This is a genomic window from Pedobacter nanyangensis (genome assembly GCF_003313505.1).
Classification (GTDB): Bacteria; Bacteroidota; Bacteroidia; order Sphingobacteriales; family Sphingobacteriaceae; genus Pedobacter; species Pedobacter nanyangensis.
Window position 1 is genome coordinate 168769 of record NZ_QMHO01000002.1, and the last position, 24267, is coordinate 193035.

16 protein-coding genes are annotated in these 24267 nt (G+C 39.7%); 8 read left to right on the plus strand and 8 right to left on the minus strand.

The window, feature by feature from the left end; genetic code table 11:
- Positions 1 to 48 precede the first annotated feature (48 nt).
- From DUT71_RS03840 to DUT71_RS03860, 5 genes are all read left to right on the plus strand, one after another.
- Positions 49 to 744 (plus strand): hypothetical protein, encoded by a 696-nt coding sequence (locus DUT71_RS03840; protein WP_113661606.1) that lies wholly within the window; start codon positions 49 to 51, stop codon positions 742 to 744.
- 71 nt (positions 745 to 815) lie between these two features.
- Positions 816 to 1958 carry a cystathionine gamma-synthase gene (locus DUT71_RS03845; RefSeq protein ID WP_113661607.1) on the plus strand — a complete coding sequence of 381 codons (1143 nt, stop codon included), beginning with the start codon at positions 816 to 818 and terminating at the stop codon, positions 1956 to 1958.
- 27 nt (positions 1959 to 1985) lie between these two features.
- Positions 1986 to 2846: a TIGR02757 family protein gene (locus tag DUT71_RS03850; protein ID WP_113661220.1), complete on the plus strand. Its 861-nt coding sequence runs from the start codon at positions 1986 to 1988 to the stop codon at positions 2844 to 2846.
- 33 nt (positions 2847 to 2879) lie between these two features.
- Positions 2880 to 3902 (plus strand): helix-turn-helix domain-containing protein, encoded by a 1023-nt coding sequence (locus DUT71_RS03855; protein WP_113661221.1) that lies wholly within the window; start codon positions 2880 to 2882, stop codon positions 3900 to 3902.
- 75 nt (positions 3903 to 3977) lie between these two features.
- The gene (locus DUT71_RS03860; RefSeq protein ID WP_113661222.1) at positions 3978 to 8774 is read left to right on the plus strand and encodes a T9SS type A sorting domain-containing protein; all 4797 of its coding nucleotides are present in this window, start codon (positions 3978 to 3980) and stop codon (positions 8772 to 8774) included.
- A gap of 107 nt (positions 8775 to 8881) precedes the next feature.
- Here DUT71_RS03860 and DUT71_RS03865 read toward each other — a convergent pair whose 3' ends face one another.
- Positions 8882 to 9271 (minus strand): GreA/GreB family elongation factor, encoded by a 390-nt coding sequence (locus DUT71_RS03865; protein ID WP_113661223.1) that lies wholly within the window; start codon positions 9269 to 9271, stop codon positions 8882 to 8884.
- A 593-nt stretch (positions 9272 to 9864) separates the two neighbouring features.
- Between DUT71_RS03865 and DUT71_RS03875 the strand changes: the two genes are divergently transcribed.
- Positions 9865 to 10377: a YdeI/OmpD-associated family protein gene (locus tag DUT71_RS03875; RefSeq protein ID WP_240186845.1), complete on the plus strand. Its 513-nt coding sequence runs from the start codon at positions 9865 to 9867 to the stop codon at positions 10375 to 10377.
- A gap of 610 nt (positions 10378 to 10987) precedes the next feature.
- Here the strand turns inward: DUT71_RS03875 and DUT71_RS03885 are convergent.
- The 3 genes from DUT71_RS03885 to pdxH form a co-directional block, all read right to left on the minus strand.
- The gene (locus DUT71_RS03885) at positions 10988 to 11713 is read right to left on the minus strand and encodes a polyprenol monophosphomannose synthase (RefSeq protein WP_113661609.1); all 726 of its coding nucleotides are present in this window, start codon (positions 11711 to 11713) and stop codon (positions 10988 to 10990) included.
- 97 nt (positions 11714 to 11810) lie between these two features.
- Positions 11811 to 13283 carry a peptide MFS transporter gene (locus DUT71_RS03890; protein WP_113661226.1) on the minus strand — a complete coding sequence of 491 codons (1473 nt, stop codon included), beginning with the start codon at positions 13281 to 13283 and terminating at the stop codon, positions 11811 to 11813.
- An 80-nt stretch (positions 13284 to 13363) separates the two neighbouring features.
- Positions 13364 to 14014 carry a pyridoxamine 5'-phosphate oxidase gene (pdxH, locus tag DUT71_RS03895; protein ID WP_113661227.1) on the minus strand — a complete coding sequence of 217 codons (651 nt, stop codon included), beginning with the start codon at positions 14012 to 14014 and terminating at the stop codon, positions 13364 to 13366.
- Positions 14015 to 14129: 115 nt separating this feature from the next.
- Here pdxH and DUT71_RS03900 point away from each other — a divergent pair, with 115 nt between their 5' ends.
- The gene (locus DUT71_RS03900) at positions 14130 to 14693 is read left to right on the plus strand and encodes a YqgE/AlgH family protein (protein ID WP_113661228.1); all 564 of its coding nucleotides are present in this window, start codon (positions 14130 to 14132) and stop codon (positions 14691 to 14693) included.
- A 126-nt stretch (positions 14694 to 14819) separates the two neighbouring features.
- Here the strand turns inward: DUT71_RS03900 and purE are convergent, their stop codons facing one another.
- Both purE and DUT71_RS03915 read right to left on the minus strand, forming a co-directional pair.
- Entirely contained in the window at positions 14820 to 15302 is a 483-nt protein-coding gene (gene purE, locus DUT71_RS03905; RefSeq protein WP_113661610.1) for a 5-(carboxyamino)imidazole ribonucleotide mutase, read from the minus strand.
- A 156-nt stretch (positions 15303 to 15458) separates the two neighbouring features.
- A complete protein-coding gene (locus tag DUT71_RS03915) occupies positions 15459 to 16598 on the minus strand; it encodes a 5-(carboxyamino)imidazole ribonucleotide synthase (RefSeq protein ID WP_113661230.1) in 1140 nt (379 codons plus the stop codon).
- 390 nt (positions 16599 to 16988) lie between these two features.
- Between DUT71_RS03915 and DUT71_RS03920 the strand changes: the two genes are divergently transcribed.
- Positions 16989 to 18179: a BaiN/RdsA family NAD(P)/FAD-dependent oxidoreductase gene (locus DUT71_RS03920; protein WP_113661231.1), complete on the plus strand. Its 1191-nt coding sequence runs from the start codon at positions 16989 to 16991 to the stop codon at positions 18177 to 18179.
- 190 nt (positions 18180 to 18369) lie between these two features.
- Here the strand turns inward: DUT71_RS03920 and DUT71_RS03925 are convergent, their stop codons facing one another.
- Both DUT71_RS03925 and DUT71_RS03930 read right to left on the minus strand, forming a co-directional pair.
- Complete coding sequence (locus tag DUT71_RS03925) at positions 18370 to 20607, minus strand: T9SS type A sorting domain-containing protein (RefSeq protein WP_113661232.1); 2238 nt, start codon at positions 20605 to 20607, stop codon at positions 18370 to 18372.
- Positions 20608 to 20971: 364 nt separating this feature from the next.
- Entirely contained in the window at positions 20972 to 24223 is a 3252-nt protein-coding gene (locus DUT71_RS03930) for an amidohydrolase family protein (protein WP_113661233.1), read from the minus strand.
- Positions 24224 to 24267: the final 44 nt, after the last annotated feature.

Genomic DNA, 24267 nt, shown 5'->3' on the forward strand with positions numbered 1-24267 from the left:
TTTTTTCGTACCTCGATGACAGAAATACATCACAACCAAAAATCCACAATGGAAACTAACAATTACCAGCTGATTCTTGAAAAGCTAGAGAACAAAGCGTCTTTAAAACAGGCTATTTACAGAAATACGGTTGATGTTTTTGCCGTGGCTAAAAAGGCACTTTCTAAATTGGCCTCCAGACTACACCAGGATTATACCCTTAAAGATCCTTCGGTAGAAGTAAACTATAAGGATGCCCATCAGTTTGAGGCAGAACTCAAGTTCTCTGGTGATATGCTGTTGTTATCCATGCATAGTAACGTTTTTAATTTCGAAGAAGGGCACCGGATTTATTCTACCAGTTACGTCAAAGACAACCCAAGCTTAAGTTATTGTGGAGTTATCTACATCCATAACTTTTTGGCCGATTCGATTAAATACAATCGATTGGCTGATGAAGGTACGCTGGTTGCTCGTATCCTGATCAATAAGGAAAAGCATTTTATTGTAGAAGGCGAAGGCCAGTTGGGATTTTTATACGAAGCTTTTAGCGAGTATGAGATTACCGAGGAGGTTTTAACGCACATTTTGGAGTTGGCAATACTGGATTGTATAGAAACTGATTTGCAGTTACCGCCTTATGCTACCGTTAAAGATATTACCCTGCACCAAAAGCAAACAACTTTAGCAGCAAGTGGTTATCCAACAGGAAAACGCTTGGGATATTTGTTTAAATCTGAAGTACAACAAAATAATAATTTATAATTAAACTGAACTACATAGAAACATAGGCTTTGTGACTAGCTATGTATCTGTGTGTTATAAAAAATACCGAAATGAAATTTGCAACCAAAGCTATACACGCTGGTCAGCATCCTGACCCAACTACTGGTGCGGTAATGACCCCCATTTATCAAACTTCAACTTATTGGCAGGCATCACCGGGAGAGCACAAGGGATACGAGTACTCCAGGGGTACCAACCCAACCCGTAAGGCGCTTGAAGATTGTTTGGCAGCATTGGAAAACTGTAAGTTTGGTTTAGCCTTTAGCAGCGGAATGGGCGCTACCGATACCTTGTTAAGATTATTGAAACCTGGCGACGAAGTGATTACCGGTAACGATTTGTACGGTGGCTCTTATCGTATTTTTACCAAGGTTTATCAAAACTATGGCATTAAGTTCCATTTCTTGGATTTATCGAAACCAGAAAATATGACCCCATACATTAATGATAAAACCAAATTGGTTTGGATAGAAACGCCCACCAACCCAACCATGCGTATCATTGATATTGAAGGGGTGGCTAAAATTACCAAAGCGCACAACATCCTTTTAACCGTTGACAATACTTTTGCTTCGCCTTATTTGCAAAACCCAATTGATTTGGGTGCCGATGTGGTCATGCATTCGGTAACCAAATACATTGGCGGCCACTCTGATGTGGTAATGGGTGCCTTGTTAACCAACAACGAGCAGCTCTACAAAGATTTGTTCTTCATTTACAATGCTTGTGGTGCTACGCCAGGACCTCAGGATGCTTTCTTGGTATTAAGAGGGATTAAAACCTTGCACTTACGTATGAAAGCACATTGTGAAAACGGAGAGAAAGTAGCCCATTTCTTGAAAAACCATCCTAAAATTGATAAAATTTACTGGCCAGGTTTCGAAGAACATCCTAATCACGATATCGCCAAAAAACAAATGCGTGGTTTCGGTGGCATGGTTTCGGTAACCTTAAAAGATGCCGACTTGCAAGAAACTTTCCGCATTGCTTCACGTTTTAAAGTGTTTTCATTAGCGGAATCGTTAGGGGGCGTAGAAAGTTTGGTGAACCATCCAGTAAGTATGACCCACGGTTCAATTCCAAAAGAAGAACGTGAGAAAGTAGGAGTAACCGATAATTTATTACGTTTCAGCGTAGGTGTTGAAGATATTGATGATTTATTGGCTGATTTGGAACAAGCTTTATCAAATTAGCTTATTTGCTAATTAGCCAATTAGATGATGGAATTTCACAATCTTAAAGATTTTCTCGATGCTAAAGTAGCACAGTATAACCAACCAAATTTCATTGAGAACGATCCAATCAGTATTCCGCACCAATACACCTTAAAACAAGATATTGAAATTGCCGCTTTTTTTGCGGCAATTTTAGCTTGGGGGCAACGCAAAACCATCATCAACAAGTGTAATGAATTGTTGGCCCGAATGGATAATGCCCCTTATCAATTCATGCTCCATCATTCTGATGAAGATTTGAAAAGTCTGCTTGGTTTTAAGCACCGTACCTTTAACGATACCGATTTACTTTATTTTGTGGCTTTCTTTCAGCAGCACTACCAGCAGTCTAACTCCTTGGAAACGGCTTTTATTCCCCAATCTTTAATTTATAGAACAGATTATTTGAGTGTTGAGGAAATTGCTTCGGGGTACGAATTGACTTCTTCTACCTGTTATACTTCCGATTTGGTCATCGCCGATTTTACCATAGAGAAAGCCTTAAATCATTTTCGCTCTTATTTCTTTAGCTTGCCAGATTTCCCTCGTAGAACGATTAAGCATGTGTCTTCACCAATGCAAAAATCAACCTGTAAGCGCTTGAATATGTTTTTGCGTTGGATGGTAAGGAAAGACAATTGTGGGGTTGATTTTGGCATTTGGAATACCTTGCGTTCCGCAGATTTGATATGCCCGTGTGATGTACATGTAGACCGAGTAGCAAGATATTTTGGCTTAATTGAACGCAAGCAAACCGATTGGTTAACAGGGGTTGAACTGACTGGGCAACTAAAGAAATTTGATGCAAATGACCCTGTGAAATACGATTTTGCGTTGTTTGGATTAGGAGTAGAGGGAGAGTTTTAATAAATTTATACCACCGACAATTCAAATAAAAATATGGCTACTTCTCTTTCTTCGTGGCAAATGACCTATCCCGAAAAATTCATTGCAGCAGCAAGTACTATCCCAACGGTTTTGCACGATGATAAAAGGCAAGTTTTAATAGCCGATAGCCCCCAATTGAAAACTACTTTCCAATATGAAAAGATAGAGGAAGGCTGTTATTTGTTTGTGGTGGATATGACCGCACAAGAGAATACAGAAATTGAACTGTTTGGGGATAGAAGCATTGAATATTATTGTTTATCCTATCAATTAATTAGAGGTGGGGTAAACAAAGTACCGGCAAAAGACAATGACCCTTTGCAAGCCAAAGCCATGTCGTTGCCACGTATCTGTAGCTTTTACAATAACGAATTTGATTATAAAACGCTTTTTGAGCAAGGTGCTGGTGTAAGGGCCTTTATTTTTTGCTTCACTAAAGAATGGCTGGGCAAAGGCATTGATTTTTCAGGGGTGGATCCAGAGGCTGATTTCCTAAAAGTGATCGATAAAAAAATGGAAGGTTTAGCCTACTTCAGTGATAGTTTCTATAAAGATACCTTCGATGAATTGGACAGTTTACTTACACAAGCTCAACGATCGCCAGTATATCCATTGGTTGTTCGCAAGCTTTCTCTTACGCTCATTGCCGATTTTTTTAGCATAGTAGCTGATCCAAATTCGGTACTGAATGCCCCACCAGTAAGCCAGGAGTTTGATGGGATTGAAAAAATAAAGGCCCATCTCAATCAACATTTCAAAAATGGCTTCCCAGGACTTGCTGCGCTGGCCTATACGGGAAATATGAGTATTGCCTCTATGAGAAGGCATTTTGTAAGACAAATGGGCCATTCAGCTTTTGAATATTTTAGAGAGATACAAATGCGTTACGCTTTTGAGCAATTACAAAACGGTGCGCAAGTGAAACATGTAGCCGCCGAATTAAACTTTAAAAGTTCTGCAAATTTTGGTAGAGCATTTAAAAAAGCCTATAAAATACTACCTGCTGATGTAAAAACATTGAAAAAGCAATCCTGACCACTGCACATATATGAGTGTTTTTTGAGCATATCGACTATCCTTAACTAGGTAGTTTTGCTGAAAAACTGGTGTATGAGGCATTTCTACAATTACTTTAAAATTCATTTTTTATTTTTAATCTGGCTAGCCAACATCGGTACCGCATTTGCGCAAGGTAGGCCAGCTATTTTATGGGAAAAAACTTATGGAGCCATAAATACCGAGCGTTTGTTTGATGCCATTCCAACTGCTGATGGCGGTTTTCTTTTAGTGGGCACTAGCAACAGCCCAATTCATATGGATAAAACGGCGCAGAGCAATGGCAAAGTTGATGCTTGGATTGTTAAACTTAACGCTTCGGGAGAGAAACTTTGGGACAAAAGTATTGGCGGCGCCGATGATGACTATATCGTAGACGTTAAGGCAACGCCCGATGGCGGTTTTGTATTTGCAGGCTGGAGTAGCTCACCCATTTCTGGTAATAAAAATTCCACTAAAATGGGATTGGAGGATGCCTGGGCTTTTAAATTGGACGCCAACGGTAATCTAATATGGGATAAAACTTTTAATGGTGGTGGCCCTGATATCTCACAAACTCAAACTAGATTTAATAGTGTAGCAATCACAAATGATGGACAATTGATCTTTGCAGCAAGTTCTTCGGCAGGTATTGGCAATCAAAAAACGGAGCCATCCAGAGGTGCCGACGACATTTGGCTTGTCAGGACAGATGCCGATGGAAATGTCATTTGGGATAAAACCTTTGGTTCTACAAATGTAGAAGAAATGCCAGTAGTCATTAGCACAGCCGATGGCGGATTTTTAGTAGGCTGTACTAGCCAAGGAAATCTAGGTGGCGACAGAACAGAAGCTTCAAGAGGTGCCGCCGATTACTGGATGGTTAAAACCGATTCACAGGGAAACAAACAGTGGGACAAGTGTTTCGGAGGTACGGGGTTTGATGCCTTTTCCGACTTATTGCAAGCACCAGATGGAGGCTATGTGCTAGCGGGTTACAGTTCATCAGGCGTGAGTGGCGATAGGACCGCATTGAAAAAGAATAGTTTTGATTATTGGATCGTAAAGATTGCCGCCGATGGAAGCCAACAATGGGATAAGTCCTATGGCCCTTTTACGAATACTTTAAGTCAATTGATGAAAATAAGTGCTGCCAATGGCGGTTTTTTACTGGCCGGCAATTTAAACAGCGTGGGCATCAGTGGTGATAAGAGTGAAAAAGGTTGGAGAGCCGATGATATATGGATTGTGAAGATAGATTTTAATGGGAACAAGATTTGGGATAAAACTTTGGGCTCTTATGGGACTGATTATGCAAATGCCGTCGTTGAATTGGAAAATCAGGAAATATTGGTAGCGGGATATAGCGATTCGTCTGGAGGTGACAAAGCTGCTTATAAATCGGGGATTGATTATTGGGCGATTAAACTGATCGGAAACACTTTAGCTATCGACCAAAATTCGGTAGCAACAAATTACGAAAGAGGCAAGGCATATACCATTGCTTATCAATCCAATCAAATTTTCGACAGCAATAACGAAATCAAGGTTTACTTGTCAGATGCTGAGGGTAATTTTGCCAATGAACGTGAAATAGGCTGGATGTATACTACCCGTTCTTCAGGCGAAATTAACTTTCATTTGCCTTATCAATTGCCCGATGGTGTTCACTATAAATTGCGAGTTAAATCTTCCGCTCCGCAAGAGACAACGACCGAAATGGCCATACAAATTAGCGGAACCATAAACAACGTTACCCCAGCATCTTGTAATCCTACACTTACTGACCCTAATTTATCGCTAAATAAGGGCATCGTGAGTGTGAAATTGAATACATTATCACATTACTCAGCAATTAATAACGCCACTTCTTCAAATGCTTACATCAACTATGCAAATGATTTAGGAACTTATCTTAACTACCAAAAGACCTATAATTTAGCGGTAGAAGCTTTTATGCTGGATAAAGTGACCGTTTTTATCGATGTAAATAACAATGGCATTTTTGATGCGAACGAACTGATTTATTCTTCTAGACGGGGATTTGGAACTGACGACATATCATTGCATTCCATTAATTTTTCAATCAACCAGTCGGGAGTGGCATTTGATACACCCCTGAGGCTTCGTGTGATAGCCGACCAACCAAATGCCCCAGCCAATAGTTGCGTAATCAGAGGTGGGCAAATAAAAGACTATTATGTAGTCATCAAGCCACCATTTCATCCAAGCCCCCAAGGAATTTTGTTTGTAGATAAAAGCAAGATAGAAGCAGGCATGTCTGGCGATAACTGGGCAACGGCAATAAATGACTTAAGCTTAGCAATTAATCATGCCCAAACTGATAACCAAGTGAAGCAAATTTGGGTAGCTAAGGGAACCTATGTACCATCATTATCTGGAAATAGGACTTCCTTTTTTGCACTTCCTTCAGGGGTTAAATTGATTGGTGGATTTGCTGGTACTGAAAACGCTCCAACCGAAAGAAACTTAGCGGCCAATATAACCAAGTTATCTGGCGACCTAAATCAAAATGATCAAGAAAATTACTTCAGATATGATGATAATAGTTACCATATCCTTCAGCTGAAAGACGTTGATGCCCAAACTTTGGTAGATGGTTTTACCTTTGTTTCCGGATGTTCAAACGGCACTGGCTTTAGTGGTTTGATTGATAACAAAAAAGGGCCTGCTATTTATAACTACAACAGTTTGGCCGAGATACAGAACTGCATCTTTACCAATAATTATGCGGAGTATGATGGCGCAGGTGTTTTTAATACCGCTAACAGCCATGTAAAAATTACCAATAGTTTATTTTATAAGAACTGGGCAAATTATGGTGGTGCTATTTTAAATACCGCAAATAGTTCTTCAGATATTCTTCATTGTACGTTTGCCAATAACGTGGTGGCAGGTGTAGGTAATGGGGCAGCGATTTATAATCAAAACTCTCCTGCTGGATTTTTACGAAATAGTATTGTTTGGAACAATAGACCAAATGGACAGATTATCAATGAGAACAGCGCAAATTTTGTAGTAAGAGATAATATCATTTCCGGCGGATATGGTAGCGAGGATGAAACCGATAAGATTTATAATTTAAATCCAACCTTCATTTCGGAAACTACCGGCGATTATCGCATTGCAAACGGTAGCCCCGCACAAGGCAAGGGGGAGTTGAGTATTGTTCCTGCTTCATTGAAAACAGATTTAATCGGTAATCAAAGGGTTTTGGGACCAAAGCCAGATTTAGGCGCATACGAGTTTGAGGGCGTAAAGCCAATTTACCAATCTTATCCATTAGTTCGTAAAACTTATGGAGACCAAGATTTCCAACTGGTGAATCCTGTTAGCTCCAGTTCAGGTTCCTTTACCTTTAAAATAATTAATGATCAGGAAGTGGTTGGCCTAAGCGGCAATACGGTAAGCATAAAAAAGCCCGGTTTTGCATTTGTGATGGCCGTGCAAGCCGCTACAGAGGCTTTTAAAGCCGATAGTTTGGTTTTTAGGGTGGATGTAGATAAGCGTACGCCCCAAATAACCGGTTATGCGCATCTTCAAAAAACGTATGGAGATCTTGATTTTCAAATTAATACACCAGTTTCAACCAGTAGCGGGACATTTACTTACAGCAGTAGCAATAACGATATTGCCTCTATTTCAGGTAATAATGTAACCATTCATGCGGCAGGAGCCATTACCATCACGGCCACTCAGGCCGAAACAGACTACGATAAAGGAGCAAGTGTAAGTTTTACGTTAACCGTAGCCAAAGCGCAAGCAAATTTAGTGCTTAAAATAGATGGAACCGCTTATACTGCAAGCGATGTGGTGAATGCAAAATATGGCGATACACGTCTCTTTACCTTAGAAACCAATTCGGATATCGACTTTCAAAATATTCAATTTGATTTGTTAGACGACTATTTGGATCCTTACATTGATTTTTCGAACATCCCCTGGATCAAAGCTATTAAAGTGGGAAATACTGAACTGGAAGTGCGTATTCCAGAAACGGATAACTATTTGGCCGTATCACAGCGTCTTGCGCTTCAAATTTCAAAAGCTACCCCAACCATTAATTTTGCAACCATTCCAGCGTTAAAGGTAGGCGATGCCGATTACGCTTTGCAAGCCACTTCATCTGCAGGTTTGCCAGTTACATTCACCAGTAGCAATCCAAATATCGCCAGTGTTTATCAGGACTTAAACGGGCAATGGAAGTTGAAAGTTATGGCCATGGGATCAGTAACCATTACAGCTAATCAAAATGCGAATGTCAATTATGAGGCAGCAGTAAATACACAGCAAATTCAGATTACTGAAAATCCGCTACCCGTCAATTTGATCAGCTTTAATGCTAAGGCTACCGCTAATGGCGCTTTGTTGGAATGGAAAACTGCTACAGAACGCAACAATGCAGCTTATCATATTTATCGAGCTACCAATGGAGGTTCATTTATGAAAATTGGAGAGGTTAAAGGGAACGGGAACAGCAACAAGGTGAACGTTTATCAATATATCGACTATAAGCCAATGATTGGGGTAAACTACTATCAGCTTTATCAAATTGATGATCATGGGGATCAACACGATTTGGGCATCAGAGATTTAAATTTTTCTGTAGATGGAGCCCAAGTCATTGCTTACCCAAATCCAACCTCTGATGTGTTGACAGTTACGCTTCCGCTCAATAGTTACCAACACCTTGAGGTGATAGACATGAATGGAAAAAGACTGCAAAAACTGCCAATTAAACCCAGTGAAACGTCAATTAAGCTTAATTTAAGCGACTATCCAACGGGAATGTATTTTATCAGATTAATAGGTAATGCAATGGTAAACACCCATAAAATCATCAAAAAATAAATATTAATTTATCTGAAGTGCTCTTTAACTAAGCCTGCCATTTTTGGCAGGCTTTTTTTGTGAGGTTTAAGTTAAAAACTGCTAACCAAATGAAAATATTCAATAGCCTATATTTTACTCACTTCCAAAATCTGGAGCATTTCCGTTCCCTCAGGAAATTCCCATTGTACAATTGCACCTGTAGCGTAACCTAGCGTGGCTATGCCAATGGGCGAAAGAATAGATGTTGTAAAATGCTTTTTACGGGCTTTCTGTGGCGATACAAATTTCTGTTCTACTTCCTCGCCAGTTCTCAAATTCTTTAGTTTTACCAAAGTATTAATGGCAACTACATTTTCAGGAAGTTCTTTGCGAAGTACTTGTTTGGCATTTTTTAACTCCACAGCAAGCTTTTCAGCATTACTTTTATTAAAGGTGTGTTTTTTGATTTGCTCTTTGAGTAAGTCGTAAATGCCTGTGGTTAATATAATAGGAGTATTGGTGATTTCAATATTCATGATGAAAGAAATTAATGATTAATAAAAAGTTGGTTTTTTCCCAACGGACGGGTTTTGTATAGCTTTCGCTTATTAAATTGATTATATAGGCCTTTTAACACAGCACTAACTGCAATAAAAATTAGAATCAGTAATGGGTGTAAAAAAATAAGTGCTAATAAAATGATCAAGGCATCAACCATAATAATAAGCATGAAAGCAGCTTTTAGTAAGCGCATAACATGTTTAAATTAAGTGTAAATGATTTCCTTTTTCCGGATTTGTCCCTGTTTCGCTGTGGAGCCAGGGATTAATGTATAAAGTCTTTGGAACTTTTTAACATGACATTTCCTAAGCGGTGAAAAATAGAAAGGAAAATATGATGCATGCGAAAACTGATGCCCAATTGTTGCTTTAGGCAATTTTCAAAATTGATATGATATAGATTGTTTTGCATGTGTATTAAAAGTAGGCTTATTTATATCCAAAGGCGAATTTTAGTTGAATAATGACAGGATTATGCCAAATCAGCTAATTTTAAAAATAACTCAGATGGATAAATCAAATTTTGGGCAACATCATTTTCAAATCTGTATTTTTAGTTTTTACTTTAGATGATGGTAAATTTCAAGGCAGAAATAGAAAAATTTGACACTAATGGCGAAAAAACTGGCTGGAGCTATGTTTTTATTCCAGAGGAAATTGCACAACAGATTAAGCCCAATGACCGAAGGGCGATGCGGGTTCGTGGCCAGATAGATCATCTGCAAATTAGTGGAAAAAGTATCATCCCAATGGGTGGCGGCGACTTTATTTTGCCTTTAGATGGAAAAATCCGAAGACAACTGCGAAAAGAAGCAGGGCACCCTGTGTCGCTTTCATTAGAGCACGATGTCGATTTTAAGATTGAAATGCCCGAAGATTTGGAAGTTTGTTTAGCTCAAGAAGATGGTTTATTGGAAAATTTTCTTTCGTACACCAAAGCACATCAAAACTATTTTATCAATTGGTTAAATACCGCCAAAACAGAAGCAACCAGAACTAAACGCTTGGTGATGATTGTGGATGCCATGGCCAAAAAGCAGGATTTTGGGTTGATGCTAAGGAGTAATAGGAGAGAGAAGTGATTTGACGAGGTGATAATGAGATAATTGGATAATTAGCAAATGTAACAATGCCTAAACAATCAAATATTGTAATGCCGAAAAGTAATAAGAGGGAGAAGTAAAATGCATAAAACCAATAGCGCAATTCAAGGATTAAAAATTGGAGTGGTCTTACTTTTCCTGTCTATGTTAACGATAAGGATCTACGTTAATCTTTCTTTGGATAATCGTTTCCGGGAACATGAAATCCTATGGCCTTTATCTTTCATTTTGGTAGCGATTTATCATTCAAAGGCTTCTTGGATGTATGGAATATGCCTTTTTCTTTATGGCTTACGTTATTATTTCTTCGAATTGCCAATTACATCTAATTTAAACGATTATGACTTTACGCAACCGCTAAGCGACCTTCTTTATCTTGATGAAAAAGGCTACCATACTGGATACACTTTTCAGCGTTATATCCCTGCTTTTCCGTTTCTATTTTATATCGCTGGATTAATTGCTTTTCTAACAAAGCCGATGAGAAGGAGATATTGGGTAAGGAATATTTAGCTCACAAATGGAAAGCTAAAAAAGCTGTTGTTAATAATGCCCAACCAACCAAAAAACTAATTAACCAAAGAACCAGCTATCGATTATAATTTCTGAACCAGCTATTTACCTTCATCTGGATCACCCCTAAAAAGGCTTCGCGGAAAATACGGGTACTCATTTTCGAAGTTCCTTCGGTTCTGTCGGTGAAAATAATGGGCACTTCCACTACATTAAAGCCGTATTTAATGGCCGTAAATTTCATCTCAATTTGAAAAGCATAACCTACAAATTTAATTTTCTCCATCGGAATGGTTTCCAAAACCCTTCTTCGGTAGCATTTAAATCCTGCCGTTGCATCCTGTATCTTGATCCCGGTAATGATACGTACGTACATCGAAGCGAAGTATGACATCAATACCCTGCCCATTGGCCAGTTCACCACATTTACGCCTTTCACATATCTGGAGCCAATGGCTAAATCGGCGCCGTTTACGCAAGCTTCACGTAACCTCACCAAGTCATCAGGGTTGTGGGAGAAATCGGCGTCCATCTCGAAAATGTACTCGTAATTCCTTTCCAAAGCCCATTTAAAACCATGGATGTAGGCCGTGCCCAAGCCCAATTTTCCCTTGCGCTCTTCGATATGAAGCATTGGAAATTCTCCCTGCAAAGCCTTTACAATTTGTGCAGTGCCATCAGGAGAACCATCATCAATAATGAGGATTTCAAATTGATAGGGCAAAGAGAAAACCTTGCGAATAATCTTTTCGATATTCTCTTTTTCGTTATAAGTGGGGATAATGACTAGGCTGTCGGACACAGGTGGTTGCAATTTTAAATTTTACGAATTACGATTTGCGAAAATAACAAAATTAAGCTGATGTTTTTGCCAAGCTAATCCGTTAAATTGTGTTAAACTACCTGATGTTGCCCATCCATTTTTTCAATACTGGAACCAACAAGAAAATAAACAAACCGATACCCGCAGAATAAATGGAAATTTGAAGCAGCACGTTAGCATAATAAGGCAATGACAGCACTGGATTATTTGCTTCAATTACGTTTTTAGGGATGGCCATTAAAGCGCCAATTTTACCCGCCAAAAATTCGCCAATGGCTGTAAAAAAGAAGAAAATCCCCATCATTAAACCAACAATGTTTACCGGGGATAGCTTGGTGATCATAGATAAACCCACAGGAGAAATGCACATTTCACCACAAATGATAAAGAAATATCCACCCGCAAAAGCAAGTAACGGAATTAACCCATTACCTAAACTAGCTTGGCAGGCTAAATAGAAGGTGAAAAAGCCCAATGCTACAAAAATGAAAGAAAGTGCAAATTTAGCCGGGGTAGAGGGTTCTAATCCTCGTTTGTTTAGCCAAGGCCATAAAGCAGCAAAAATCAAACTCATGACAATTACCCATGCCGGTGGCAAAAAGTTGTTTACAGAAAGTGCGGGCAGTTCAACACCAAAAACATGCATGTCTACATTCCGCATGGCGAATAAGTTTAATGAACCTGCATTTTGCTCGTAAAAAGCCCAAAATAAAGTTGAAACCACTACTAAAGTTAAAGCAGACAACAACTTGAATTTTGCTTCTTTCTCTAATTTCGACGATAAATATAGAATGTAAGCTACAGAAACTACTGCGAGTACCAGCATGATGCTGTCCAGCGCTTCGTAGTAGTTAAAAAGCGTAACAATTAAAGGTAAGGCAAGTAAAGTAAGTAGGTAAATAGTATGCTCCACTTTAATTACACCCGCTATTTTTTTGTTTAAATCGTTAGTGATGGGCAGACCTTTTTCTTTCAGAGAAGCTTTTCCTATGATGAAAATAACCAAACCCAATACCATGAAAATACCAGCCAAACCAAAACCAAAATGCCAGTTTATTTTTTGACCAACGTAGCCACAAAGTAAACCACCTAAAGCTGCGCCAATGTTGATACCCATGTAGAACAAAGAAAATGCACTGTCTTTCTTAGGGTCGTTATTGTCGTACAACGTTCCAACCAAGCTAGAAACGTTAGGTTTAAAGAAACCATTTCCGCAAATAATGAAAGCCATGCCGTAAAAGAAGCTCCAATCCTGCGGGATGGCCAGTACAATGTGTCCAATGGCCATCATTACACCACCAAAAATTATCGCCCGCCGATAGCCCAAAAATTTGTCGGCAAGCATACCGCCAAACATAGGCATAGTATAAACCAAAGCTGAGTAGGCACCTAAAATGGCATAACCTTTTGGTTCATCAAACTTTAATTGCGTTACCATGTAGGCCAAAAGCAAAGCTTTCATGCCATAGAAAGAGAAACGCTCCCACATTTCGGTGAAAAATAGCAAATAGAGCTGTTTAGGATGTTTGGTACTTACAGTTGTACTCATGGTGGTTGGTTAGTTGTTTTGTTTTTAGTTGCTGATATGCAAACCTATTACTTAATACTTAAAACTTATAACTTATAACATCAAGGTGCTAAACGCTCAATTTTCCAGCTTCCGTTGCTAAAAGTGTACTTAATCCGATCATGTAAACGACTTGAGCGTCCTTGCCAAAATTCAATTGCGGTTGGTTTTACGAGGTAACCGCCCCAGTGTGCTGGTTTTGGAATGGTTTTTCCTTCGTACTGTTGGGTCAATTCTTCAACCCTTTGTTCTAAAACATCTCTGTTAGGAATTACTTGGCTTTGAGGCGAGGCGATAGCCCCAATTTGACTTCCCTGTGGACGGGAATTGAAATATTGCTCGGAAGTTTCCTTGTCCAACTTTTTAATTCTGCCTTCAATTCTCACTTGACGTTCCAGTTCGGCCCAAAAAAATACTAAACAAGCATAGGGATTTTTCTTTATTTCTTTACCTTTTTGGCTAAGGTAGTTGGTGTAAAAGCTAAAGCCATTTTCGTCAAAGCCCTTTAACAATACAATTCTGGCATTCGGTCGTGCACTTTTATCTACGGTAGCCAGTGTCATCACGTTAGGTTCAAAAATTTCGGCGTTCACCGCATCTTCAAACCATTTTTCAAACTGCGCTATCGGATTTTTAACCACATCTTTTTCACTTAACTCGGCAGCTTTATAGTCTTGCCTTAAGTTTTGTATCATTTCTTTACTGACCTTCATGAAGCAAAAATAGCTTTTGTTAATGATAAAGTTTTTAATATTTAAGTAGAAATATGTGACCTGTGCGCACAATCATTTTTGCATACTTGCGAATATTTTTTGTTATTTTACCAATATGTTAAGTTTGTTGGAACCATCGGTAGGAAAATTGTTGATTTCGGAACCTTTTTTGGCCGATCCCAACTTTAAGCGCTCGGTGGTTTTATTGACCGAACATAATGAAGAGGGCTCTGTAGGTTTTATTTTGAACCAACCTAGCAACCTAGTGGTAAAAGACTTAATTCCAGACTTATGGATGGCCGATTTTCAGGTGTTTATTGGCGGGCCAGTGGAGGTAGATACCGTTCATTTCATCCATCGTTGTTTTGATAAAATGGATAGCGGCGAGGAAATTATGCCAGGCTTGTACTGGGGCGGTGATTTTGAAACCCTAAAATTATTGGTGAACAATAATAGCGTACGGGAAGATGAAGTTAAGTTTTTTCTTGGCTATTCAGGTTGGAGCAACCGCCAGTTAGAAGAGGAGATAGCTACTAATACTTGGATTGTTTCAGACCAATACCATCAGGACACCATTTTTTCCAATAATGAAGAAGAACTGTGGAAAGAGGTGATCATTAACTTAGGACCCAAATATGCTCATGTGAGCAATTTTCCAGTAGATCCTAATTTGAATTAGAAAAGTCATTAGTTATCAGTCCGAAAGTTAGAAAGTTAGAAAGTCAGAAAGTCAGAAAGATTATCTTTCCAACTTACGAACTATTAACTTTCCGACTTGCGGACTATTGACTTTCCGACTTGCGAACTAACCTTCCATCTCAGCGGCAGTTTCCTCCACTTTTTGCCTCAAATCATCTTTATAGGCTTGCATTTTCTCCGCCAATGCTGGCTGTGCAGTGGACAAGATTTGTACGGCCAATAAACCAGCATTTTTTGCCGCATTTAAAGCCACGGTGGCTACAGGGATGCCATTTGGCATTTGCAGAATAGACAGAATGCTGTCCCAACCGTCGATAGAGTTGGACGATTTTACCGGAACCCCAATTACTGGAACGGTAGTAATAGAAGCCACCATGCCAGGCAAATGTGCCGCACCGCCAGCACCCGCAATAATGACCTTAATGCCGCGGCTTGCCGCTTCTTTAGCATAATTGAACATTCTATCAGGCGTTCTGTGCGCAGAAACTACCGTAATTTCAAAATCAACACCAAAGGCTTTGCAAATATCTGCTGCATCTTGCATAACTGGCAGGTCAGACTTGCTGCCCATGATAATACCAACTTTCATCTTTTTATATAGTTTTTTGCTTATTTGGCTGTTTGTGTTTAGCACCACTTGCCAAATCCTTGTTCTTTGCTCCTTGTTCCTTATTCCTTATTCCTTATTCCTTGCTCTTTGCTCTTTGCTCTTTGCTCTTTGCTCCTTGTTCCTTATTCCTTGCTCCTAAGAAATCACTTTCAACGTTTGCTGTACAAACCTTGCTTTTTCGATCGCTTTTTCGCGGTTTTGGTCAATAATAGTTAAGTGGCCCATTTTGCGGAAAGGCTTGGTGTATTTTTTGCCGTATAAATGCACGTACACACCTTCAATGGATAAAATTTTCTCCAATCCATCATACTTGGCCACACCGTCATGACCTTTTTCGCCCAAAACGTTTACCATAATCGCATTCGAAATAGAGCGGGTATCGCCCAAGGGCAAATTGAAAATAGCCCTTAAATGTTGGCCAAATTGCGAAACGTAGTTGCCCTCAATGGTTTGGTGGCCACTGTTATGCGGACGAGGAGCCAATTCATTGACTAAAATATCACCATGTTTGGTGATAAACATTTCTACCGCTAAAATACCCGTAATGTTTAGCGCTGCAGCGATATCTTTGGCAATTTTTTCGGCTCTTTCCTGTATACTTTCAGGATAGGTAGACGGCGAAATCAAGAACTCCACCAAATTAGCTTCGGGGTTAAACTCCATTTCTACCATTGGAAAGGTTTTTACATCTCCATTGGCATTTCGAGCTACAATAACAGCAATTTCCTTTTCAAAGTGTACCAGTTCTTCAATTAAAGTAGGAGCTTCAAAAGCATTCTGTACATCGGCAGCACTATTTATTCTCATTACACCCTTGCCATCATAGCCATCTTTACGAAGCTTTAAGATGTAGGGGAACTGGAACTTGCCATTGGCCAAATCCTCCTTAGCGTTTACCAGCATAAAAGGAGCAGTAGGAATATCGTTTTCCTTAAAGAACTGCTTTTGGATACCTTTATCCTGAATCAACCGGATTACACGAGGCTGAGGAAAAACCTTTTTACCTTCTTTTTCCAATTGCTCCAAAGCCTCAACATTCACCTTTTCAATTTCAATGGTAATAATATCGGCCTTTCTGCCAAAATTGTAAACCGTATCGTAGTCGGTAATGGAGCCGTTTTCGAAATAATTAGCGATGTGTTTACATGGCGCATCAGCATCAGGATCAAGCACCAAAGTGGTCAAATTGTAGTTAACTGCTTCCTGAATTAACATTCTACCTAATTGTCCGCCACCTAAAATACCCAGTTTTAACTCGCTAATCTGTTTTGCCATTATTTATCACTTGAATTTGCACAAAAATAGCAAAAATAAGTATACGCTTGGGGCAAATTGCATATTCAATCGGATTAGAAGCGCAACATTGGTGCTACTATTTCCCGAAAGTCCTGCTTTCCGTTTCAATCTTTTTGTGGCTATCCCAAAACCTCATAGGTTTACTAGCATGATGCAAATTAAACCTATGAGGTTTTCCCACAGGCAAAAAGTATTTCCACTTCAATCAGGGCTATTTTAAAATGGTGCACCATATAAAAGGATAACCCGCAAAGACAAAAATGGATCACTCTTTGCGTCCCTTTGCGAAAACTTATACAACCTTTGCGGTTAAAATCCAATAATCCCCTTTCATTTTTTACTTTTGCCTTTTAACTTGATACTTCATAAATGGCTTACGATGCAATAATTATTGGTGCCGGTGCTTGTGGATTGATGTGTGCGGTGCAAGCGGGCTTTTTGGGAAAGAAAGTAATAGTGCTCGAAAAGAACGACAAGCCAGGGGCTAAAATTCTAATTTCAGGCGGTGGCCGCTGCAATTATACCAACATTGGCGCTACCCATGAGCAATTCATCTCTGCCAATGAACATTTCGTGAAATCGGCCTTTAAGCAATGGACTGTAGAAGATTCCATCAGTTTCTTTGAAACCTACGGGATTTACGGTGCCGAGAAAACTTTGGGACAGCTCTTTCCAGAAGGCAAAAACGCCAAAGATGTAGTGAATGTGTTTGCCTCGCTTTGCGAAGAAATGGAACAACAGATTTTATGCAATACAGCCGTGATTTCTATTGACAACAATGGGGGAGCATACCAAGTTGCCTATCGTTCGAATAATAAAGAAAAAACCATAACAGCACCCAAATTAGTGATTGCTACGGGCGGTTTACCTATCCCGAAAATGGGCGCCACAGATTTCGCTTTGAAATTTGCCAGAAAGCATGCTTTAAATATTGTAGAAACGGCCCCAGCTTTGGTGCCTTTAACCATTACGGGTAAAGATGAAGCTTGGTTTGCCCAACTATCAGGGAACTCGGTATTTTGTAGGGTAAGCAATGATGAAGCCAGTTTTGAGGAAAACATCTTGTTTACACATTGGGGCTTAAGTGGTCCAGCCATCTTGCAAATTTCAAGCTATTGGCGTAGGGGACAGGAAATAAATATTGACCTGCTACCGAACCAAAATATCTTAAACATTTTAAGTGCTGAACGTCAACATCACGGACGTATCCAATTATCTACTTTGTTAAATAGGTTTTATACCAAGAAATTTACGGATGCGCTGGGCAAATTTATGCCCTTAAATAAAACCATTGCCGATTTAAGCAAGGCAGAAATGGAAGATTTGGAGCAAACCATTCATTATTTTAAGGTAAAACCTGCTGGCGATAAAGGCTACGACAAAGCGGAAGTAATGCGTGGCGGCATTGATACCAACGAACTATCCTCAAAAACCTTAGAAAGCAAAAAACTTGCTGGCTGCTATTTTGGTGGCGAATGTGTAGACGTTACGGGCTGGCTAGGTGGCTATAATTTTCAATGGGCTTGGGCTAGTGGTTATGTGATAGCGCAAAATATTTAAACTAAAAAAAGATCCCCTTTCATCATTCGTCATTGCGAGGTGCGAAGCAATCTTAAGGCAATTTGAGAGATTGCTTCGTGCCTCGCAACGACGTTTTTAGTAGCTGTTTGCGCTAGGTTTTTATTTGAGCACCTTTATCAGAATTGGAAGTGTTTTTTAATAAGTAACCTCCTTCATTAAGCAGCTACATTTAATCTTTAATAAAAGTTTTACTAGATATAGGTTTGTTATTCTTGTCGAAGGCGCGTACTACATAGCTTCCAGAAGTTAATTCTTTCAGGTCTAAGATTAAAGCTTCATTTTTTTGGAATTTTTTAGTTAATCGTTCTATGCCATTTATGGTATATACAAAAACACTAATGTCATCACTTGAGTACGTTTCAGGTAGCAGAATTTGAACCATGTTTTTAACAGGGTTAGGCGTAAGTACCATTTCATTGGTTTGGATACCTGTGTTTATTTTTATAATACTGCTGTAGCCAATATCTCCATCGCTGTTTAATATCTTTAATCGATAGTACTTAATTTTATTACCTTGTAAATCGTTGTCATTAACACTGTAGCTACTCGGTGTAGAATTGCCAACGGTAGCCATTACTTTGTTAATCTCTTTAAAATTAATGCCATTTTCACTCTTTTCAACAATATAGTAATCGTTCTTTTTTTCATCAGCAGCGGTCCATGTGAGTTGAGCGTGGTTACCAGTTAGTTTTCCTTCAAAAGAAATCAAAGTGATAGGCAGCGTACATGTGGTAGTTACGTTGAAGGTAGCTGTCCTAGTAATGTTAGCGGCATCTTTTACGGTTAGTATGTGTGTTTGAGTGCCAGTGGTAGTTGGGGTAATTGTTTTGGTTGCACTGCTACCACCTGTGTTCCATGAATAGGTAAAAGGCGCCACGCCATATTTAATAAGTGGGTCCATGGTATAATTACTGCCACAAGGTACCGTTACGTTTAAAGTGCCATTTCCTGTGGTAGTTTCATTTAAAGTTTCCAAATTTCTGCCTGTTAAGGTAACTGACCAGTTATCTAATGTTTGACAATAGCTCCTGCTTACCGGGCTACAGCCATCGTAATTGCTGTAAGGGCTGCATGCTGTACGGCTGAAATTGATATTAAAAGAAATAGTTTGGTCAGTGGCCGAAGGCACAAAACATTGTATCAATGAAGACATTCCACTTGAATTACTCGGAATAGAGGCGTTCCAGTTCCCTGTTGAATTACAGCCATTGCAATTCCAAAAGGTGGTGCCTGCTGGTGAACGACCACTTCCACAAGAACTGCTGAGCCATATTTGCGCTTCTGATTGCCAACAATCATCTCCTAGTGCCCCATGGCCTGTATAATATCCAAAGCACCAATTGCTATGAATAGACCAGTTGGCAGAAACATCAGTAGGGGTAGTTCCCGCTGGAACGGTTAAAGTGATCGAATGGATGCATGATGAAGGTGCCAGGGCGCTTCCACTTAGATAAGTTGCTCCTGCTTTTATGGGCCCTACAGTTACTAGCGGGTCTACAATTACTGGGTAAACCGTGTTTTTATCATTAAGTATTGTAGAATCACAAATTATGGTTAGCTCGTTTTGGGATAAGCCATAAGGGTTTATCCATGATTGTTTGGAATTGGAACTGTCGTGGATCCTTGCGGGATTTATTTCTAATGCTGTTTCTTCTGTGCTTTTGTCGTAAACAATCAAGCGGCCTTTGTTTTTATCTTTCAAGATACTTTCTTCCAGTTTTATGGCGTATGAGGGACTTACATTTAGCTCATCAATAAAATAAAGGTGTTTTACATTTAGGTTTTTCTTGATGATAAAATCAGATTTTACAGAAGCTTCCAAGTACTTCATTTCCATATCTATTCCAGGGAAAATATCTGTAATGTAGCATTTCCCGTCGGCAACGGATATCTTATCCCAATTGGCTTTAAGAACTTCAGTTTTGTTGTTGTTACTTACCACTTTTAGCTTAAAATGGTTGAATTTTAAAAATTTAGATCCTACGTAAATGACAGACCGTTTCTCTGCTAAATTCAGTTCTGTTGGAAATGGCTGGTTTTTGGCTTGATAAAGTTTTGGGTCTATTTGATTTAACTTAGCATTGATGGCCACCAAATTACCGTCTTTTAGGTAATTGATTGGCACTGCGGATTTCTGTAAATAAAAAATCTGTGGATTGTCAAGGTCGATGAATTGTCTTTGGTCAACTTTTCGTTGACTAAGGTCCTCTACTAAATTTTTGCCCTTTGGTGCGCTTTCTGGTAATGAACCAAAATCAGGGTGATTGTAAAAACGCGAATGGTTGTATTTGGCACCTATTTCTTTGGAATAAGATCTTTTTTGCGAGAGATTAAGTGGTTCGGGTGTTTTTTCTTGGGCTGATACTGAAAAATACAGGAAACTGGCGAGAACTAAAAGCTTTTTCATTAAATGCGCTAAATTATAGAATGATTTTTGTGTAATTATATGAATAAAAATGTTTTATGTGAAATTTATACTCCTTAATTGTTTTAATTAAAAGATGGTTTGAAGAGAAGCAGGATTGAATGTCCTTTCAAAAAGAATCCATCATTTCTACGGCACTCGGATCATTCGAAGAAGAATGGCAAGAACCGAAACTCTACGAAGTAGGTTGAAAATCAGTGAAGTAAAATCTGTATTAACTTCCGCTTGGTTCGCCAGCCTCTTTCATCATTCGTCATTGCGAGGTGCGAAGCAATCTCACAAATTGCCCTAAGATTGCTTCGAACCTCGCAACGACGTTTTTAGTAGCTGCTTGTGTTAGCTATTTCTAATCACAATTTGGAACCGTAAATGTCCACGTTTCAGCGGTTTTATAAGGTAAGGAAAAAGCTACCCCTTTATCCATTTCAAACCACAATTTTGGGCGCATTTTTTCTCGGCTAATGGTTTCGTTCATGGTCATGCTGTCATAAATACGGCCATTAATCATCACATATTTAATCTTTTCTGAATTTTTAATTTCATCCAAAGGATTATCTTCCATGATAATTAAATCAGCAAGTTTGCCAGGTTCCAGAGAACCTAATTCTTTGCCCATCCCTAAATATTCGGCGCCGTTAAGTGTAGCACATCTGATGGCTTTTAATGGATCCATTCCCCCTTGTACCAACATCCAAAGTTCCCAATGCGCACCTAATCCTTGGATTTGTCCGTGAGCACCTAAATTCACTTTGGTGCCGCCATCGGCAATTTGCCTGGTTGCATTAGCCACTTCAATATGTCCATAATCTCCATATTCGGAAGTAGTTCTGCGTCGGGCACGAGAATCGATAATCGCTCTTGGTGTAAAATTCAACAAACGTTCATTTTCCCAAACATTGGTACGGTCATACCAATAGTTTTCGCCCCACTGGCCACCGTAGGCCACAATTAAAGTTGGCGTATAGGCCACATTGGTGTTGTTCCAAAAGCTCACTACATCCTTATAGGCAGGGGCTACTGGAATACTGTGTTCAATGCCCGTATGTCCGTCGGCCACCTGTGTCATGTTATGGAAAAAGGTTGAACCGCCTTCGGGCACCACTTCCATTTTTAACTGACGGGCCGCTTCTAAAATCTGCTGACGTTGGTCCCTGCGTGGTTGGTTGTACGATTTTACTGAAAATGCACCTACGGCTTTCAATCTGCGTAAGTGCGATAAAGCATCGTCCAAGCTGTTGATGGTTACTTTAAAATCACCATCCGCACCGTAAAGGATAGAACCTGTGGAATACACCCTTGGCCCAACCATTCTCCCTGCTTTCAGCATCTCGCTTTGGCTAAACACCATTTCGGTATTGCTCGAAGGATCGTGGGAGGTGGTTACTCCAAAACTCAAATTGGCTAAATAAGACCAGTCCTGTTGCGGACTAATGCCATCTGGGCTTGTTCTCAAGTGAGCGTGAACATCTACAATGCCAGGCATAATGGTTTTACCCGTTACATCAAGCACTTTAATGTCTGCGGGAATAGGTACTTCTTCTACTTTACCAATGGCTTTAATTTTATTGTTTTCTACCAAAATAGTGCCTTCCTCAATTACTTGGTCGCCTTTCATAGAGATGATCCTGGCGCCTTTTAAGGCCACTAATCCAGTTGGGGCGTCAGCTTTTAATTTCAAGCCAATAGAAAGGCCAACGGTATCTGGTTCTGGTAGTACTTGTGGAGCACCTTCAATAAATGAAAAGGTGTTTTTAATTTCTCTGTTGTAGTATTTTTCACCCAAAGTCCAAAGTAGCTTTTTGCTATCGGCACTCCAATGCAAATAGGTTCCAGCATCTTTGGTTACCCTAGCCAAAGGAATGGATTTGTTGCCCGCAGAAAGGTCCAAAGCAGTTCCCGCAGTAACCATTGGCGTAATGTAGGCATTAAACAGCTCGGTAAAAGCCATCCATTTACCATCTGGGCTTGGGCAAAATTGCGTAGCGTATTGAGAGGTGTAATGGGTGCGTTCGTTACCGCCATTTAAATCCACACTTTTAAAAGCTTTCTTGCCAGCTTCGTAACCTTGATAAAAAATACGGCTATCATCGGCGTTAAATTGTGGTTTAATACCATTGTCCAGTACTAAAGTTTTGGCACCGCCGTTAGCAGGCATTACAAAAATACCGGTGTTTTTGCCATAGGTTAAACCCAAAACTTCATTGCCAACACCTTTTCTGAAAACAATTTTATCCCCCTTATTGGAATAGCTGGGAGAGTAGTAGTAGCCTTTCTCATCAGTTAAGCTAACGGTTTTTCCGGTTTTTAAATCGGTGCGTTTAACGGCTCCTTTAAACTCGTCGCTCCAAGTCGTATAAACTACAAATTTCCCATCAGGGCTAAATTTAGGCTCAAACTCAAAGTCTAAGCCGTTGGTTAGTCTTTCTGGTGCTCCGTTGGGTAATTCCTTTTTATATAAGTAACCAGCGGCATTAAATACAACCGTTTTGCCATCGGGCGAAGTGGCCAGTTGCCTAATCATTTTAGCGGTAAACTCATCAGTATACACTTTTTGGTCAAAATGTAAAGCCTCCTGCACCGTTTGGTTAGTGGTTACCTCAAACGGAATATCGCTTACGTACAAATTGCTAAGCTCCACTTGTCTTATTTTCCCTTTAGCATAGAAAATGATTTTCCTGGCATCTGGAGTCCAGGCGAAATTTGGATACACGCCAAAAATGGCCCAGGTTTCCTGTTGGTCCTTCGTAAGGTCGTCGTAAATCGGATATTCTTCCCCTGTTTTCAGGTTTTGGATGTAAAGCACTGATTTTAACCTCACTCGTTTTACAAAGGCCATGAACTTGCCATCAGGTGATATTTGCGGGCGTACTGAACCACCCTGATCGGCAATGAGATTGCTTAGTTTTCCAGTGGTTAAATCTAATTGACGGATGGCGTAAATCAAGCCATTTGGGTCTTTGCTGTATTGAAAAAATGGGCCTGGCGAAACATCCTCGCTAAAATACAGGTATTTACCATCTGGCGACACATTAGGTTCGCCCGCATCTTGTTGGTCGTTTTTGCGTTTGGTCAGCTGTACACCATCGCCACCATAAATGCTGTACATCCACATTTCGCCCGCACCTAATGAACGCGAGCCAGTAAAATGCTTTCGAGCAATGATGTAATCGCTATTTGGCATCCAGGTGGCATTGTTCAACAACCTAAAAGATTCTTTGGTGATTTGTTTTTTATTGACTCCCTGTCTATCCATGATCCAAATGTTGTCGGCGCCGTTTCTATCGCTCGTAAACGAAATATATTTGCCATTTGGACTAAAGCGGGGTTGCACTTCATAAGCAATGCCACCGCTTAAAAGTTTGGCGGTGCCACCGGTAATAGGCATTACATAAATATCACCCAATAGGTCGAAAACAATTTCCTTACCATCGGGGCTCACGTCAAGGTTCATCCAAGTACCTTCGTTAGTGGTAATGCTGAAATTTTTGGTAGGGCCTTTATATTTTTCAACGTCCCATTTCGGTGTTTCTTTTTTCTCTTGGGCATGCGTTGAACCCAAGGCGCATAATAATGCAGCTGCTAATAAATACTTCCTCATTCTTACTTAGTACTAACAAATATTTAACCCTCGCAATTTAGCTA

Bases quoted from the DNA above. Each gene is read 5' to 3' on its own strand.
- DUT71_RS03840 (WP_113661606.1), top strand. From the start codon at position 49: ATGGAAACTAACAATTACCAGCTGATTCTTGAAAAGCTAGAGAACAAA.
- DUT71_RS03845 (WP_113661607.1), top strand. From the start codon at position 816: ATGAAATTTGCAACCAAAGCTATACACGCTGGTCAGCATCCTGACCCA.
- DUT71_RS03850 (WP_113661220.1), top strand. From the start codon at position 1,986: ATGGAATTTCACAATCTTAAAGATTTTCTCGATGCTAAAGTAGCACAG.
- DUT71_RS03855 (WP_113661221.1), top strand. From the start codon at position 2,880: ATGGCTACTTCTCTTTCTTCGTGGCAAATGACCTATCCCGAAAAATTC.
- DUT71_RS03860 (WP_113661222.1), top strand. From the start codon at position 3,978: ATGAGGCATTTCTACAATTACTTTAAAATTCATTTTTTATTTTTAATC.
- DUT71_RS03865 (WP_113661223.1), bottom strand. From the start codon at position 9,271: ATGAATATTGAAATCACCAATACTCCTATTATATTAACCACAGGCATT.
- DUT71_RS03875 (WP_240186845.1), top strand. From the start codon at position 9,865: ATGATGGTAAATTTCAAGGCAGAAATAGAAAAATTTGACACTAATGGC.
- DUT71_RS03890 (WP_113661226.1), bottom strand. From the start codon at position 13,283: ATGAGTACAACTGTAAGTACCAAACATCCTAAACAGCTCTATTTGCTA.
- pdxH (WP_113661227.1), bottom strand. From the start codon at position 14,014: ATGAAGGTCAGTAAAGAAATGATACAAAACTTAAGGCAAGACTATAAA.
- DUT71_RS03900 (WP_113661228.1), top strand. From the start codon at position 14,130: ATGTTAAGTTTGTTGGAACCATCGGTAGGAAAATTGTTGATTTCGGAA.
- purE (WP_113661610.1), bottom strand. From the start codon at position 15,302: ATGAAAGTTGGTATTATCATGGGCAGCAAGTCTGACCTGCCAGTTATG.
- DUT71_RS03915 (WP_113661230.1), bottom strand. From the start codon at position 16,598: ATGGCAAAACAGATTAGCGAGTTAAAACTGGGTATTTTAGGTGGCGGA.
- DUT71_RS03920 (WP_113661231.1), top strand. From the start codon at position 16,989: ATGGCTTACGATGCAATAATTATTGGTGCCGGTGCTTGTGGATTGATG.
- DUT71_RS03925 (WP_113661232.1), bottom strand. From the start codon at position 20,607: ATGAAAAAGCTTTTAGTTCTCGCCAGTTTCCTGTATTTTTCAGTATCA.
- DUT71_RS03930 (WP_113661233.1), bottom strand. From the start codon at position 24,223: ATGAGGAAGTATTTATTAGCAGCTGCATTATTATGCGCCTTGGGTTCA.